This window comes from Chitinophaga hostae, assembly GCF_018224885.1.
Taxonomy (GTDB): Bacteria; Bacteroidota; Bacteroidia; order Chitinophagales; family Chitinophagaceae; genus Chitinophaga; species Chitinophaga hostae.
In genome coordinates this window covers 332,646-349,110 of sequence record NZ_JAGTXB010000002.1, presented here as the reverse complement: position 1 = coordinate 349,110, position 16,465 = coordinate 332,646, and the positions used below count along the sequence as shown (strand labels likewise).

Genomic DNA, 16,465 nt, shown 5'->3' with positions numbered 1-16,465 from the left:
CTTTTAGATTAAGTTACTTTTAGCCTTTAGCTTTTAGCTTTCAGCTTATCCTTACAAAGCGCCAGTTGCTTCCGGATGTGATCTTCTTCTCCTTTGGTCGCAATTACTTTTGTTAAAGCAGTTTCATAATACTGTTTTGCAACAGCATATGCTTTGCGCTTCACCTCGTAGTCACCTGCCAGCACATATGTATGGTAATAGGCCGGATTGGCTGCTATCAAAGCGCTCACGTTCACCTCCTGTCCTTCCTTGATCTCGTCTCTCAGTTTACGGTAGGTGTTAAAGGCAAGGTAATCTTTTGACAGCAGAAAGCTGTCTGCTGCAATATTCAGCGCGCTGTCGTATACTTCGTGATCTGAAGTAAGACCGTGCATGCTAAAAATCTTATTCAGATCGTATGCCACAAACTGCCCTAATTGCCAGGGCGCCGTAGACACCCATACCAGCCCTTTCTTTGGCTCAAATACAATGGAGTGATGTGCTATCAACTGGTTGATCGCTTTTTCATTTCCCATGCCAATATCAGCGTTATGCAATCCGCCTCTGTCGCGCAGAATGCTAACGGTATTTTGAACGGTATTTGGTCCCTTCTTTTTCATTAGCTCTGTAAGCCGCTCGTAGCGGTATTCGGAAGCGCTTTCTTTTATCTGCAGTTTGTTGGAAGTAAGACTGCCCAGCGAATCGCCCTGGAAGTGATTGGTACAGGTAATAAAATTTTTACCGGAGCTGTACATATCCATGCCTTCCGGCGTTTTTTCAATGATCACCGCTTTGTTGTCTTCCGCAGAACCGATCAGGAATGATTCCGAGACAAACATCTTCCGTTTCCGGGCAATATCCCATGCCTCCTGGATATTTTTTGCGTACTGTAATATTTCGCGGGCCACCAGCGATACAGGTGTAGCGGCGGCAGTAGGCACGCTGGTTTTGGCAGCGTTAATAGTTACTGTTAATCCTTTGTCATTCATGCCCGACACCACGCCGGTAAATCCACCCCAGGTAACAAACATAAAATTGTGGCCTTTCTCCGGGTGATAAAAAACAACCATTTTTTCTTTCGCAAAGTCATCTCCCATGTAGAAGTCGAAATTGCGGCCTATGATCAGGTTGCTATCCGCCGACTGGTCGTTCCAGGTACCGAACGACGTACAACCCACCAGCATCATACCCTGCAGCGCATGACCTATATCATGGGCGGCATGATAGTTCATTAAGCGTGCATAGTTGGTGCCTATATAGTCGTAGTTGGAAGAAGCAGAGAAAGACTCCCCGTAGATCTCTTCCTTGAATTCTTCCGGCACATGATCACTCAGGTCACGGTTAAACCAACCAATAAAATATTTCAGGAAATGCAGGTAAAAAGTAGAAGGCACCATTTTGCTGAACTGCGCCACAAATACATCTTCCTGGCGACGGATCAGCTCCCCGGAAAGTTTGCCGTTGATCACCCCTCTTTCAAAAGGAGCTCCTTCCACGTACATTTCATATAAGCCACTATTACTTTTCCGAAACCAGTTGTTGCCCAGCGTATAACAGGTGCTGTCCAGCTCCGTACGTTTCAGCTGCAACGCGCGCTGATCCGCAATTGCCGGTGGCGGCATCCTGCTTACAATCACCAGGTAAACAACCAGGGCGATAAACAGCACCAGGAAAACACCGATGATATATAAAAGTACGCGTCCAAGTCTTCTCCAGCCGCTTCGTTTCTTTTTTTCCACTGTTATGTATGTATTGACTGATTAATTTCATCTACCAGGAAATCCATGCCCAGCAATTCCGCCGAGGTGATCACGCTGCTGATAGTTACCCCTAAAATTCCATGCAAGTTCAGGTTTTGACCGGTAAGATACAAATTGGATAGTTTAGTACGGGCTGAAACCATGGTGCGGAGCGGATCTGCACTGTCTTTGGCGATACCGTACATACTGCCGTCGCCGGTACCAATATAATCGCGGTACGACAAAGGCGTAGCCACATACCAGGACTGTATACAATCACGAAAGCCAGGAAACTGTTTGGCTACACAATCTATCAACAGGTGGGCCTTCTGCGCCTTAAAAGCCTCATAACCGGCTCCCCTGCTGCCTGCCTGCAACACGGTGTTAAAAGTATGCTGCCAGGGTTCCATTTCCTCGTAACGCATATAGGTCATCACCGACAAACAATCTGCCCAGGTTTCATGCCGGGAACTGGCAGATACATACATCGCGTAGGTTTGCGGCCATGCGCTGGTATCATAGTCAATCCCTGCCCAGGCATTGTTTGTAGCATGATAGTAATGATTATAGTTCAGATATTTAAAAGTGCCGGGCTTCAATACCACGTTCAGCACAAATGCGCCTACTGAGTTCTCAAGACTTTGTACCCGGTTGCGATAAGCACTGCGTAATGCGTCGCTATGGGTCATGGCCATGGTTTGCGCGGGATGCAGATTAGAAATATAATGGGTAGCCTGTGCCCGGGTACCATCCTGTAATACGATGTGATCCACCGCATCTCCTGCGCCCTGTATAGCAGTAACCGCCATGTTGCGGATAATATCGCCCCCGTTGGCCCGGATCTGCCTGCAAAGCAGCTTCCCTATCTGTGAGCCGCCGTCCACACACTTCCAGGAACTTTTCATATAACTGTTTACCACCAACGCGTGTACGTAAAACGGCGTTTTATGTGCCACACCCGCATACAAGAGGTTATTCCCTGCCAACACCTGCTGCAATTTTTCGTTATTGGTAATGCTGCGCAAATAGTCGGCTGTATTTAGCTGCAGTATGCCCCGTTTTTCCTCGTAGTCGCCGGTGCGCAGGTTATACAGCGGGAATTTACTGCATACCTCATTGATCTTATCACAATAAGCCCGCAGCGCGATGGCTTCTTCCGGGAAATAGTTTAGCAATGTACGGATAAAGTTTTCTTCTCCTTGTGCCAGCCGATATATAACATCATCGCCTTCAAAGCTGATATGGTCAAAACCATCCATATCCATGCGTTTCAGGCGAAGCTTATCATAGATCCCGATATACTTAAATACTTTATACAGATTTTCTCCCGGCGCCAGTCCGCCGATGTAGTGTACACCGGAATCGAAAATGACTTTTTCGCGGGAATAGGTTTGCAGACAGCCACCTGTTTGCCTGTTTTTTTCATAGATACATACACGATAGCCATTCTGGCTGAGGATAGCGCCACATACCAGGCCGCCAAGGCCGCTGCCTATAATGATCACATCATAATTGTGCATAATTTTCCCGGGGGAGTTTTTTTATCACAAATATTACATTCGATGTGTACCGGGTATTATCTATCTCCTCTGCTACCGCACCATATTTGCTGACCAGGTTACGCACATGTGCAGCTGAGAAAAAAGATAATTGCTTATGTTTCGTTTTGTTAAATCCAATTACCCTGGTCGACATAAACTCAGAGAACCTTGTGCCTTCATGCCTTTTAGCCCGGTCACTATCTCCATCGCGTACCAGGATCACCCCATCCGGTGTTAATCTTTCAATACATTGCTGTATCAGTATTTCCTGCTCTCCTGAAGGGAGGTAGTGTAATACATCGCTTAAAATAAAAGCGTCATACTTTTCTATGTTCGTGGCAGCAATATCGCCATGTATAAATTGCAGTTGACCGGGTTTTTGAAAACAATATGCCGCAGTAGCTATTTTGTCTTCATCATAGTCAATGCCGGTAATGTTTCTTCCGGGTGCCGTCCAGGTGAGCATATACGACATAAACCCATAGCCGCAGCCGATATCCAGGATACGCCCTTCCTGGGGTAACAGCTCATGGAATAACTCATAGTTATTTTCCATTTTTGTTTTTATCCGCATATACCATTCCAGCACCGGTCCTTTGTAGATAAAGTTGTACTTCAGCTGTTCACGGAAATATTTCGGCACTTCCGTTTCCGCCCTCAATATTTCATACTGTTGTTTAAAGTAACGGCTGATCGTTTTCGTACGTGCGCTGTAGTTATCTCCCCAGGATTTGTCGGCTGGTGTGATACGCGGCAGATACTTCACCGATACGGTGCCGTCTTTTAAGAGGAAATCGCCTTTACTCATCGTATAGGCGGTACCGTGAATAACCATGGGAAGTATATCCAGGCCCAGCTGCTCCGCGATGTAAAAAGCGCCCTTATGAAAACGCTTGATAGCCGGGTCGGGCGACCGGGTACCTTCGGGGTACACCACGATCGAGTAGCCTTCTTCCACCCGCTGCCGCAATTTTTCGATGGCGCCTTCCGCACCGTCTGCTACCGGGTAATAATCGGCCAGGCGCACCACCGATCCAAATACCGGCGAACGCCATACCCACTGGTTGGTGAGCAAAATTACCTTTGGATGCAGCATAGTAGATACCAATATATCCAGGAATGACTGGTGATTACTGATAATTACCGCCGGTTTCTCCAGTTGTTCGTTAGCCGGGTTAATAATGCGCTTCTTCACATTCCCCATAATATACAATACACTATGGGTATAGGCAGAAAGAATGCGATGATATAACACCTTTCCCTTTTCTTTATTAAAAGGATTCAGGCGAATGAGTATGGTACCGATAACGGTTAACAGTAAACAACCCGTGGTGAAATAGGTAAATGAAAACACAGAGAGTGTCCATCCTTTGAAAGTCCATGGCACATAGCCTTTCCGGACACGATTGGTGATCAGCCAGTTAAACAGGAAAGGAATCATCACCTGTGAAATCAGTACTACCGTGCCTATTCCGATAATGGAAATAAGGGCGATAGATTTCAGGGAAGGATGCTGTGCAAAGATCAGCACACCTAGTCCCAGGATGGTAGTGATGGCGGAAAGGAAAATGGAGGACTTGAAAGAAGACAGGGTCTTCTTGCCGGTTCTGTATTCCTGTAACAGCCCATCCATCATAAAGATGCTGTAATCATCTCCCAAACCAAAAATAAAAGTGGAAAGAATGATGTTCACAATATTGAACTTAATGCCAAACAGGCCCATGATACCCAGTATCCATACCCAGCTTATGGCCATGGGGATAAATGTGATCAATGCCAGTTCGATACGGCCATAAGACAACAACAGCGCGAAGAACACCAGCAGGGAAGTCATCCAGGCAATGCTGTTGAATTCGTCTTTGATCACTTCTACCAGGCGATTAGCGGCATATTGCTTATCCAGCACCGTAGTGTTGGGCAAATTTTCCAGGGCGTTGTATACCGCCTGTTTGTGTGCGGGGTCTACTTTGAGTAAGGTAACAAGTGAAGTGGCGCCGTTTTTCTGAATAATGAAATCTCCCAGGCTGCCATTGCGCAATATGCTTAGTGCTTCTTCATTCAGTGGCTGAAAAGTTTTATCAAGCATTCCTCCAAAAGCATCGAATGCGGCAGCACTAAACCCAAGGCTGCTGCCCTTGCTGCGCAGGTATTGCAACAGCTGCTGCTGCTTTTCCGCCGTCCAGTATTTATTCCAGCGGTCAATGCGTGCCTGCTGCTCCTTGTTGGATAACAGCAACGCCTGTACGCCGGCGTATTTCTTTACAATGCCTTTTGCCTGCAATTGCTCCACCACCGGCATCAGCTTTTCTTCATTCTCCAGTGCGCTTTCAAGATCATGTCCGTCAGACACGACGTAGACGGATTGCGCGATGTAGGTATTTATCGAATTAAGCTGTGCTTCTGCGGCTTTCAGCTGCGGCGACATGTAATTCATGCGCATCATATCGCTTTCAAAGGATACGTTGCGGGCAGTGTAAAAAAATACGATAGTAAGGAGGAAAATAGCACCTACCAGGTATTTATTTCTCTCCGGCTTATAGGCCGATAATTTATCCAGCCAGTTATCTGTGTGCGCAGGCACCGTTTGCGGTTTATGCCCGATCACGATCCAATGCGGCAGAAATATAAGGGAAAACAAAGCAGCGCCAACGAGGCTGAGTGCAGCAAACAGTCCTACATCCCGAAGCATGGGAGAATGTACAAACTGTAAACAAAGAAAGCCGCCCACCGTGGTAAAACTGCCCAACGTCATCGGCGTAGCCAGATCGTTGATCACTTCACGTATATCCTGTGAATGACGGAAGTGATTAAAAACATGCAATGAATAGTTGACAGCAATACCCAATACCACAGCGCCTGCTCCCATGGCCATTACAGAAATATGGCCTTTAATAACGTATATCCATGCCAGTGAAAATAACCCGCCGAAGATCACCGGCAGCATCACCAGCACGGGGGAACGTTTCTTCCGGAAAAATAACCCGATCAGTACTACCAGCAATACGATGGTGATGCCCTGCGTAAGAAGGGTATCCTGCCTGAGTTGGGTAGCATTTCCTGCGGAAACAGCAGTGCCACCAAAGTAGGAAGCAGCTATTGCCGGATGGGATTGATCAAGGCTATCTTTGATTTTATCCAGTCCCTTCAGGAACTGTGCGTTGATCTTTGTAGCGCCTGGCGGATTAGCCGGCGTAATAAAGATCATCACATGCTTGTGATCTTTTGTGATCACGTAGTTATCATATAATTCAAACTGATCATCGTATTGCAGGTGCTGCAATTTCTTTACGCCGATCCAGGAAATACCAACAGGATCGACCTGGATCATTTTCTTTAACACCAGCCCTGCCGGCGATATCAGTGTGTTATAATCGTATTGCAGTGTTTTTTCCAGTTGTGCTGTTTGCAGCAAACTATCTACTTTCACGTAGTCTTTTTCTTCCAGGAAGATGGGCAGGTGTTGTTGTATGACCTGCATCAATCCCATTACCATGGAATCTTCCGCCTGCGACTGGATTTGCCGGATATAGGGCGATAGCTGCGCACTTGCCGTAGCGGCCAGTTCTGCCGCATAGGCCGTTAAACTGTCGGGCTGCGCTTCTTTTGCAGTATCTTTTTGAGAGATGGTAACAATGAGTTTATCCGCAAAACGCGAGTCCTGGAATACCTGTTGCAGTTTGTCCAGTTTCTTATCCTGGGGTAAAATCTTCGTGATATCCTCTTCCAGCTTTATTTGTGCAGCAAAATATCCCACCAGCAGAAAGCTGGCAATGGTAGAAATCCACAGCCAGCTTTTATGCTTTTCAAAAAAATTGTATATCGCTACAAAAAAACTACCCATTTTTTCTTTCTTTTCTGAATATTGACAACATCCCCCAACTCACCGCCCATACCAGCAGGCCACCGAGAACAGCCAGCGTAATGGCGCCAAACACATACTGCAACATATTATCCTTAATGGTGTCAAAGTTAAATCCGTTTTTAAATATCAGGTCTTTCGCTGTTTGTCCCATCCAGATCCTGCCGGTGAGGAAACTGGCAAAGAGTACAAACGGCGTAAGCGGTGGTGTGCTGATATGTGCTGAAAGTAATACCAGCGCCTTGTTCAATTTTAATTTAATAGACACCAATATGGCCACCAGCAGTTGGAAGCCCCAGATAGGTATGATGCCCATAAATACGCCAAATCCAATAGCGATGGCTTTGCGCATATTAGACTCATCCGATTTCAGTACTTCTTCTTTCCACATTTTCTTCCAGTTTTCCTTTTTCAGGAGAAAACGGATAAAATCACGCGGCTTTATGTACAGGAATGTGGTCAGTACCAATATGATGTTTAGTATGGTGATCCGCGTTACATCAGGAACAGGGCGGAAATGCGATACCCGCTCTTCCGGCGGCGGATAATATACTTTTACAGGGGTCCAGTCCACCTTAATACCTTTCCAGGCGCTGCGTACCAGCACTTCTATTTCAAACTCGTATTTAGTACAGAAATAGTGCATACTTCCCATGCGGCGCAGGGGATACAGGCGGTAGCCCGACTGCGTATCGGGTCCTTTTAAACCGGTGGTTACATTAAACCAGAAGTTAGATACTTTATTGGCAGAAGTACTTTTTCCAGGCATATTTTCCTGGTGCAGGTTACGGGCGCCAATGATCAGTGCACCCGGATGTTCATCTATCTGTTGCAGCATAGATGGCAGATCAGTAGCAAAGTGTTGTCCGTCGGCGTCCATGGTGATCACATAATCGTATCCCTGCTCCATAGCATAAGCAAATCCGCGGCGAAGCGCAATGCCTTTCCCACGGTTAGGACTATACGATACCAGCTGCAGCGAAGGAAACTGTTGCAATATCGCAGGCGTTTCATCCGTAGCGCCATCGTTCACTACAATGACATGATGCGTATATTCCAGCGCATCGGACAACACTCCTGCGAGTGTACCGGCGTTGTTATACGTAGGGATGAGCACCGCTGCACGGTGCCTTTCAAAATGTTCGTTATGTGTAGGCTGCCTTGTCACTTAATTAAATATACCCTGGAACTTCATAAATGTTTTGTCTTCTCGTTTCAACGTGGCATTCACTTTCCATCCACCGTCTTCTTCCTTATAGCTCACCGTTACATCTACCAACGGCTGTTTCACCGGGTCTATCATATTCAGGAACTTCATCTGGCCTGCTTTCTTCAGCGTTACTTTCTGTTTTACAGCGCTTTCCAGTACTTCCGTAATGGTTTGCATCATGCATACCCCTGGTACTACAGGCTGCTCAGGGAAGTGGCCCTGAAAAATGGGATGTGCCGCGTTCAGTTCAATGGTAACGCTTACCTGTCCGGGCTCCTGTGATTGCGTTGTTACTGTATAAAAATTACCTGCTAACATGGACTATGGTTCGTATGATTATGATGATTAGTGTGACTGTTATGATGTTATTTTTCTACTTTCTGTAAAGAGATATTGAATTTGAAATGTTCATGGCGGATATTGATGGTATCCGGTACCCCGTTGCTATAGTGCTGCATCCACACGGTTACTGCAGGTTTGCGCCGGGACGATTTTTCGATGCGTACCAACGCTGTGCAGGCCGTATCTGTAATGTAGTAGTTGTTCCCTTTTTCTGTAGGTACTACGACATAGTGGTAATGGTTATCCGCTGCTGTATGCGCACCACTTAAATCGGGATGCAGCAATACAAGCGCAAAGTCCTGTTGCAGCGTTTTCACTACCGCTTTCTTGTTCATTTTGGCCAGCAGGTAGTGTTTGGTAAAATTGCCCTGTTTATCAAATTCAAAATCAAAGAACTTAAATCCCATCTCATTGGCAAACACGATGCGGATACTGCTATCCTGCATTTGTTTGAAGAACAGCAGGCCGCTGAGGTGATGTTTTAAAATATCTACCTGCGTGCTGTACAGGGTGGAGCTAAACTGCGGGCTAAACTGACGGATGCAGTTTACATCGCCCGGCACAGGTTGTAACCCCTTATACACTGATCTGCAGCTTCCCATCAGCAAGGCCAGGCCCAATATGCTACTTAGCAGAAAATACCGCATCCGGGATGTTTGAATTCAATTGTTTATGCAAAAAACTGATGGTGGTATCATCTCCTGACAACTCCGCCATCGTAATTTTTGATACAGAATAGTCCTGTTTATCTACCAGCAGAACAATGGATTTGAAATATTCTTTCATCACCTTGTTTACCGGCGCCATTTCCAGGCGGTAATACTGTGCATTCTCGGTGGCCTTGGTGGTAAAGTCTGCGTTATCCAGCACAGTGCCACGAACACAGTCGACCGTAATTTTATTGATCTGCTCGAACAGTTTATTACTCTTACCTGATACTTTATTTTCCTTCTGGGCATCTTTGATACGGATATCTTTTCCGTTGATGACCAGCAGGTAATAAGAAGGTTGCAGGTATTCCATTCTCACTTTATTATCTTTCTTAAACCAGAACTTCCCTTTAGAAACGATCTTGTCCGACAGCATGCTCAGGTTTTTCTCCTGTACAAAATCGCATTGAATACTTTGTGTTGCCTGGGCTGCCTTTGCAAACTGCTGTTTCAGCGGCGCCATATCCGCCACTGGCTTAAAACCTGTTTGCGCCTGTACCTGCAGGCTTACAATACAACACATCAAGGCTACTATCCATTTACACATATGCACGCACTTTTAACATTTTATCAATTCTTTCCAGCTGGTATCCCTGTTCCCGGATTCCGCGGATCAGTTGTGGCAATATATCGGCGGTTATCTTACAGGTATCATGCAATAAAATAACGGCCCCTGGTTTTAACTGCGCCAATATCCTGTTCAGCAGTTGTGTTTCATCTTTGGCAACGGTGTCCAGCGAGCGGATACTCCAGCCTACCGGCAGATAATTACCCGCTTTCACGGCTCTTGCCAGGTTCGGATTGGTAACGCCGTAGGGCGGGCGAAACAGGCGCGGATACAGGCCGGTAGCATCTACTGTGAGCGCATCCATCTGCTGCATGTCCGTGAGCATGTTACTCGATAATTTCATATCAAACCAGAAATGATGTGAATAGGTATGGTTACCGATTACATGTCCTTCTGCGTATATGCGTTTCAGTAAGTGCTCATTCCCTGTGATATTTTTACCGATACAAAAAAAGGCAGCAGGCACATTTTCGTGTTGCAGGATATCCAGTATCACCGGTGTATACCCGGTTTGAGGGCCATCATCAAAAGAAAGCGCCACTACCTTTTCGGTGGTATCCGCCTTACACATCACCTTCATAAAAAAACCGGCTTCTATATTCATAGCGCCGTGGATGGTGAGGGGCAGGAAGATCAGCACCGGCAATCCATAAGCCCAGAACGGCAGGTTATAGTGCTGTATCTTGTCCAGGTACAGCAGTACCAGGAAACTTACAGCGGCTATAATATTTACGGTTCTGTTGTTTAGCATGCGGTTAATAATACCAGGGAATGATGGGTTCCCTGGTGATGATTATATATTAATATGTTCTTTATTTTCTTTGGTGCGCGGCCAAAAAACGCGGCAGCTTCCGGTACTTTCTGCTCTGCGATAATGGCGTTGGCCATCCATACGCCGAAACCTGCAGCGGTAGGATATTCGCCGCAGAGGTGTTTAAAACAGGCTTCAGCATGTTCCGGGAACAGGGCCTCGGCTACTTCTTCGTATATCTCATCCTGGTCTATATCACCATTCCTGCCGGTAACGATCAGGTCAATGTCGGCCGGGGTATAGTTATTATCTTCCAGGAATTTCATGATATGCCCTATCACTTCCCCTTCCCATAGTGGTTTATACAATGTGCTTACGCCAGACAGCATAGCTACCGTGCCTGGCCCCCTGGTGGTGCCGAGTGTAAAAAACGCGGCGCCTTCGCCGGCAATTGTACCGGTATCGGGGCTGTTCAGCAGCTCCATGGTTTTCACCGGTGTTTTTTTATAGATCCCGAAACGCGACAGCAGCTGATGGCTGTAGTTGGTGATTTCATCCAGACCGCCAGCCAGTATATGTTGTGCGGAGCCTTCTTTGAGGATCATGATGGCATCCAGCAATGCGTTTTCAAAAGAAAAGCCACGGTGTACAAAGGTATTGTTATACCCGTTGCAACCGAGGAGCAGGGCAATTTGTCCGCCCACGGTATTATGTGTGCTTTGAATAAAGGCGGTAGGTGTCAGCATTTCTTCCTGCTGATGCACCATTTTTGTTAGAAACACGCCGGTATCATCGAGGCATCCGTAAGCGGTACCTGTGATGATGGCATCCGGAGCGGTGATACCTGCCGCCTCGAGACTGAGGTTAGCGGCGCCTACTCCCATTTTTACCACACGGCTCATCCGGCGGATCTGTTTCACATCAATCCACTGTTTATAATCCGGATCCACGGTGGCCAGGCGTACCTGTTCATATTCCCGGGGAGCGGCCAGCAAAGGGCCTCCCTGCGCAGTTTCCTGCGGAGAAATACAACCGGTGCCGAGTATGAAAATAGCCATATGTACTTGTTGAGCTGTTAGCCTTTAGCGGTTAGCTGTTAGCCTGCATTGTTTTAGCGGTTAGCCTTTAGCTGTTAGCTGTTAGCCTGCATTGTTTGTTTAGCGGTTTGCTTATATTGTTTTGAAAGCATTGCTTTTTGCTTTTGCTTTATGCCTTATGCTTTATGCCTTATGCTTTTGAAAAAATCAAACTGGAACAGTTACCACCAAAGCCAAATGAGTTAGACATAACATGTTGCAGATCATGACCGGTTGAATAAGCGGTGACAGGTGCAAATGGCAGTTCTTTCATCTGGTGTTCGAAGCGTGCGTTGGGATAGATGATGCCTTCCTTTACAGCGAGGGCTGAAAAAACGGCTTCTATGCCACCGCTGGCGCCCAGCGTATGTCCTGTAAACGATTTGGTAGAGCTCATGGCCGGGAAATGCGGTGCAAAGAGCCTGTTGATAGCGATTCCTTCAGATACATCATTGTTTTGCGTGCCGGTGCCGTGTAAATTGATATAACCAATTTGTTGCGGCTGTACGCCGCTCATATCCATGGCGCCTTTCATGGCCAGGTAGTTACCTGTGCCATCCGGAGAAGAAGCCGTTTGGTGATACGCATCGTTTGCGTTAGCGAAGCCACTAAACCGGCACCAGGGCTGCAGTTGCGCCGCCAGGCTATCGGATACCAGTACCACATAACCGGCGCCTTCGCCCAGGTTAAGCCCGGTACGGGTATCATCAAACGGCCGGCAGGGCTGCTGATCCAGGATCATGAGGGTATTAAAACCATTTAGTGTAAAGCGGGTCAACGCGTCGGTGCCGCCGGCAATCACCACATCCACAATATTGTTGCGGATCAGGCGGGAACCATACATGAGCGCATTGGCGCCTGAAGAACAGGCTGTGCTGATGGTAGACACATGATGCCGGATGCCCAGCATATCGGCTACCAGTTCGGTAACGCTGCCACATTCGTGATGCACTACCTGTTGGAGGCGGCCGCCACGTGAATTGGTAAGAAATTCCGGGAAAAAGTTTTCCGTTTTATCCATACCGCCAACGGTATTGCCGGACACAAAGCCCACGCGATAGCGGGAAATGTCGTCCAGGCCGCTGGATTTCCACGCTTCCCTGGCAGCAATCATACTGAGCAGCGCGGTTCTGCTGATATGTTCCGGCATACGGGCCATATCGGCGAGCGTAGCATTATCGGCTTTTACTTCCGCTACAGGAAAGGTATTACGATGAACAGAAGGCAGGTACTGCATAGCCGCCATTCCCGGCTGCATGTTCCGGAACGACTGTAAACAGGCCTTCAGATCCAGGCCTATGCCGCTAATCACCCCGCCGCCTGCTATCCACACCTTTTCACTCATGCCTTTGCAGTTTGATTTGCAGTAATATACTCTGCCATAGACCGCACAGAGTGAAAAATCTTTGGTCCTTCTTCAGGATTGGCAATGCGGATATTATAGTGCTGCTGCAGCAGTACAATCAGTTCCAGCGCATCGATAGAGTCGAGTCCCAGCCCATCTTTGGAAAACAGTGTTTGATCGTTGCCGATGTTTTCCGGAGTTATCTCCTGCAAATTCAATTGTTCTATGATCTGCGCCTTCAGATCCGACATCAACTTTTCCACGGTGATTTGATTAAAGTTATTAACTATTTGTTTGTTTGATATAATGACGATAAAGCCTCCGCTGTTAAGGGCCGGGCCATACCATCGGGTTTATTTTCCACGAGGAATAATGCTGCCTCGTATTGTTGTTCCATTACTTCTACCCAACCACAAATACAGGCCTGCAACGGTGTTACCGCCAGCAATTGGGCCGGGTAGCTGCTCATCAGCGCCGTATCAAAAGCATCTGACACAAAAAAGGTATTTTCCCCTTTAAAACCATGCCGGATGGATATTTCGCCCATTACAATATTGGGCAATGTATACACAAATAAGGCCGGGCTGGCAAAATCCTTTACTGTAGCATAGTAGCGCAGATCCGTATCCAGGCTGCTGCTGCGGTTCGATAATACCATACCCACCTGTTCCGGCGGCAATAAAGGTACGCGGGTATCTTTCAGCAGTACTTCCGCCGCCAGCCAGCCAAGCTTGCTGAGGGCGTCCATCTTATGAAATTTCGGATATTGCCCGGAAAACCGGTCGTATCCTGCCCGCAGAAATTCCGGCAATTCCAGCTCCTGACCTGCTTCCCATAACAGGCCGCCGTTCCCGTAAACCTTATTATGACGAATGATACAACTTCCTGTAATATATGCCGACTCACTATTCAATGGCTGAGCTGCTTTTTAATTTGTCTGTTAATTCTATTGTTCTGGCCAGCCGTTTTAAGGCGGTATCATGATTTTTCACAAAGGGATTACTCATATCCCACACATAACCAGCGAGTACGGAACAAATTTGTCCTTTGATAACCGGGTCTGCATCTTTTTTAAAGAAGATGGTATCGAGGATACCTTCGTACCAGGCCATTACATAGGAGCGGAAGGTATTTACGCCCTGCATGGTAGGTTCCATGTACTCTTTTTCCCAGTCTACCGCCTCGCCTTTCAGTTTCCTGATCACCAGCTTTGCAGCCGTTTGTGCAGAAACACAGGCCAAAGTTACGCCAGATGAGAAAATCGGGTCCAGAAATTCTGTTACATTTCCGGTGAGCACAAATCCATCGCCATAAAACTTATCCGTGGTAGCGGACCAGGATTGCAGTATCCTGGGTTCAAATACCAGCTCCACATCACGGAAACGCTCCCTGGTATAGGGTTCAGCTTCCAGCAATGCGCGATATTTATCTTCATCCGTGCCGGGATATTGTTCAAAAAATTCCGGATCTCCTACAAAGCCCAGGGAAGTGACCCCGGTGGCAAAAGGAATAATCCAGATCCAAACACCCGGTTTATGCACCACTGCGGTGATCCTGTTGGGCTCATCTGCCATGGAGCGGCGTGTATCTACTGTATGGGCAAATAATGCTTTACGCGGCTGCAGGTTGGAGTTTTTCTCCAGGTTAAACAATTTGGGTATCACCCTGCCATAGCCACTGCCATCCACAATAAACCGGGCTGCAATCTCCGATTGATGACCATCTTTATCTTCTACGGTAGTAACGGAATCTGATCCATTAAAACGTATACCCGTTACTGTTGTTTCATACGATACCGGCACCCCCATGCTTTCGACGGTATCCGCCAGTGTTTTATCAAAGTCAGCGCGGGTTACCTGCCAGGTCCAGGTCCAGCCGGGCGTATATTGCTCCTGGAAAGTAAAATCGCAGAGCGCATCGCCTTTTACAAACTTGGCTCCGAATTTCTGCTGAAAACCTTTTGCTTTGATAGCATCAATAAACCCGGCCTCTTCCAGCGCTTCCATACTGCGGGGCAAAAGGCTTTCGCCAATTACGAAGCGGGGAAACTTTTGTTTCTCCACCACTTTTACTTTATAGCCTGCCTGATGAATAATAGAGGCTGCCACTGTACCCGCCGGCCCTGCTCCTATTACCAATACATCAACTTGCTCAGTTTTCATAAGAGATCGATTTTGGGAGTTTATAGATTATGTGATACGCTATTTCTTTTTACATTTCAGCAATGTATAGTTCATTCCCATCTGGTCATTTTCTTCAATAATCGTCAGACCTGCGTCTTCAATGCATTGAAAGAAATCGTCGGTATGATACATCTGGCTGTTACCGTTGGCCATTGCTGTAAAATACAGGGAGGTCTGCTGCAGGCAAAAAGCGGCAGACTTAAACTGCTGGCGGTTCCAGAATGGTTCCAGTATATAAACGATACCATCATCGTTGAGCGCTTCGCGGCAACGTTTCAGGATAGATACAATTTCAGCTTCAGAAAAACAATCGAGGAACTGGCTCATCCAGATGGCATCAAAGCCTTTAGGGAATGGAATTTCCTCGTGCAGGATGTTGGCGATATGAAAATGCACACGGTTTTCCACACCGGCATCTTTCATTTTCTGTTGTGCCAGCGCCGCCTGTCCGGGTATATCAAAAATAGTTACTTCCACCTCCGGGTCTTTGGCAGTGCATGCCAGCGCCCATTTACCGGTGTTGCCACCTATGTCGAGCAAACGTTTTGGATGTTTTTCAAATACGATTTCCAGGGCCGCCGGTGTGGCCAGGTCGGAGTAGTAGTGATCAAAATCGAACCAGCTTTTGCCTATTTCAGGCGGCAGCAGCGACAAGCCGGGGTAAATAGTATCCCAGGGGCCCAGTTCGCGCAAACCGGCGGGTTTTCCTTCTCTAAGGCTTTCCTGCAGGTGATTCATGCCTTTATAGCAGATATCCTGCGAAAAGTCCATGTTAATACGGGTAAGCGAATCATGTAAAATAAAGTAGCCTGTTTTGGTAAGGGTATACCTTTTATCGTTGACGATGATCAGCTCCATTCCCAAACCGGCCTCCAGCAATACTCTTACTGCATAGCGTGACATTTTTGTTTGTTCCATTATTTCCTCAATGGTAATACCGGCAGAGCGGCTGTTGCTTACTGCCGTTAAAATGCCCATATCGCGCAATGCCCTGGTAGCCTGAAAAGCGACAGGAGCGAATGCGAGGCGTAATGCAGCTTCTTTCGCTTCCAGTGCTGTTTTTGTTTCTTTATTAAACACAAAAAAAATTTTACTGTGATTGATGCGGGTTTTGTCTTGCCCAGGATTTAACTGATTAGTTTGATTTTTGTGATTGCTATTT

At 47.0% G+C, this 16,465-nt stretch carries 14 protein-coding genes; all 14 read right to left on the bottom strand.

Annotated elements, in window-relative coordinates; all coding sequences use genetic code 11:
* Positions 1–26 precede the first annotated feature (26 nt).
* Positions 27–1,718 (bottom strand): C45 family autoproteolytic acyltransferase/hydrolase, encoded by a 1,692-nt coding sequence (locus tag KE626_RS05695; RefSeq protein WP_346344341.1) that lies wholly within the window; start codon positions 1,716–1,718, stop codon positions 27–29.
* Positions 1,719–1,720: 2 nt separating this feature from the next.
* On the bottom strand, positions 1,721–3,238 hold the full coding sequence (locus KE626_RS05690; RefSeq protein ID WP_211971897.1) for a phytoene desaturase family protein: 1,518 nt from the start codon (positions 3,236–3,238) through the stop codon (positions 1,721–1,723).
* Positions 3,225–7,100, bottom strand: a complete 3,876-nt coding sequence (locus tag KE626_RS05685) for a trifunctional MMPL family transporter/lysophospholipid acyltransferase/class I SAM-dependent methyltransferase (RefSeq protein ID WP_211971896.1) — start codon at positions 7,098–7,100, stop codon at positions 3,225–3,227. Before KE626_RS05685 ends, KE626_RS05690 begins: the two co-directional genes overlap by 14 nt.
* On the bottom strand, positions 7,093–8,286 hold the full coding sequence (locus tag KE626_RS35005) for a DUF2062 domain-containing protein (protein ID WP_211971895.1): 1,194 nt from the start codon (positions 8,284–8,286) through the stop codon (positions 7,093–7,095). Before KE626_RS35005 ends, KE626_RS05685 begins: the two co-directional genes overlap by 8 nt.
* Positions 8,287–8,646, bottom strand: a complete 360-nt coding sequence (locus tag KE626_RS05675) for an ApeI family dehydratase (RefSeq protein ID WP_211971894.1) — start codon at positions 8,644–8,646, stop codon at positions 8,287–8,289.
* A 47-nt stretch (positions 8,647–8,693) separates the two neighbouring features.
* Complete coding sequence (gene lolB2 / locus KE626_RS05670) at positions 8,694–9,317, bottom strand: flexirubin biosynthesis protein LolB2 (protein WP_211971893.1); 624 nt, start codon at positions 9,315–9,317, stop codon at positions 8,694–8,696.
* A complete protein-coding gene (lolA2, locus tag KE626_RS05665) occupies positions 9,295–9,927 on the bottom strand; it encodes a flexirubin biosynthesis/transport protein LolA2 (protein ID WP_211971892.1) in 633 nt (210 codons plus the stop codon). Before lolA2 ends, lolB2 begins: the two co-directional genes overlap by 23 nt.
* On the bottom strand, positions 9,920–10,699 hold the full coding sequence (locus KE626_RS05660) for a polysaccharide deacetylase family protein (RefSeq protein WP_211971891.1): 780 nt from the start codon (positions 10,697–10,699) through the stop codon (positions 9,920–9,922). The genes lolA2 and KE626_RS05660 overlap by 8 nt, the downstream gene beginning before the upstream one ends.
* Positions 10,693–11,757 carry a beta-ketoacyl synthase N-terminal-like domain-containing protein gene (locus tag KE626_RS05655; RefSeq protein WP_249207284.1) on the bottom strand — a complete coding sequence of 355 codons (1,065 nt, stop codon included), beginning with the start codon at positions 11,755–11,757 and terminating at the stop codon, positions 10,693–10,695. The genes KE626_RS05660 and KE626_RS05655 overlap by 7 nt, the downstream gene beginning before the upstream one ends.
* A gap of 169 nt (positions 11,758–11,926) precedes the next feature.
* Positions 11,927–13,120, bottom strand: coding sequence for a beta-ketoacyl-[acyl-carrier-protein] synthase family protein (locus KE626_RS05650; RefSeq protein ID WP_211971890.1), 1,194 nt, complete (start codon positions 13,118–13,120; stop codon positions 11,927–11,929).
* A complete protein-coding gene (locus KE626_RS05645) occupies positions 13,117–13,383 on the bottom strand; it encodes a phosphopantetheine-binding protein (RefSeq protein ID WP_211971889.1) in 267 nt (88 codons plus the stop codon). The genes KE626_RS05650 and KE626_RS05645 overlap by 4 nt, the downstream gene beginning before the upstream one ends.
* A 23-nt stretch (positions 13,384–13,406) precedes the next feature.
* On the bottom strand, positions 13,407–14,033 hold the full coding sequence (locus tag KE626_RS05640; protein WP_211971888.1) for a hypothetical protein: 627 nt from the start codon (positions 14,031–14,033) through the stop codon (positions 13,407–13,409).
* Positions 14,026–15,282: an NAD(P)/FAD-dependent oxidoreductase gene (locus tag KE626_RS05635; RefSeq protein ID WP_211971887.1), complete on the bottom strand. Its 1,257-nt coding sequence runs from the start codon at positions 15,280–15,282 to the stop codon at positions 14,026–14,028. Before KE626_RS05635 ends, KE626_RS05640 begins: the two co-directional genes overlap by 8 nt.
* 39 nt (positions 15,283–15,321) lie before the next feature.
* The gene (locus tag KE626_RS05630) at positions 15,322–16,383 is read right to left on the bottom strand and encodes an SAM-dependent methyltransferase (RefSeq protein ID WP_346344340.1); all 1,062 of its coding nucleotides are present in this window, start codon (positions 16,381–16,383) and stop codon (positions 15,322–15,324) included.
* Positions 16,384–16,465: the final 82 nt, after the last annotated feature.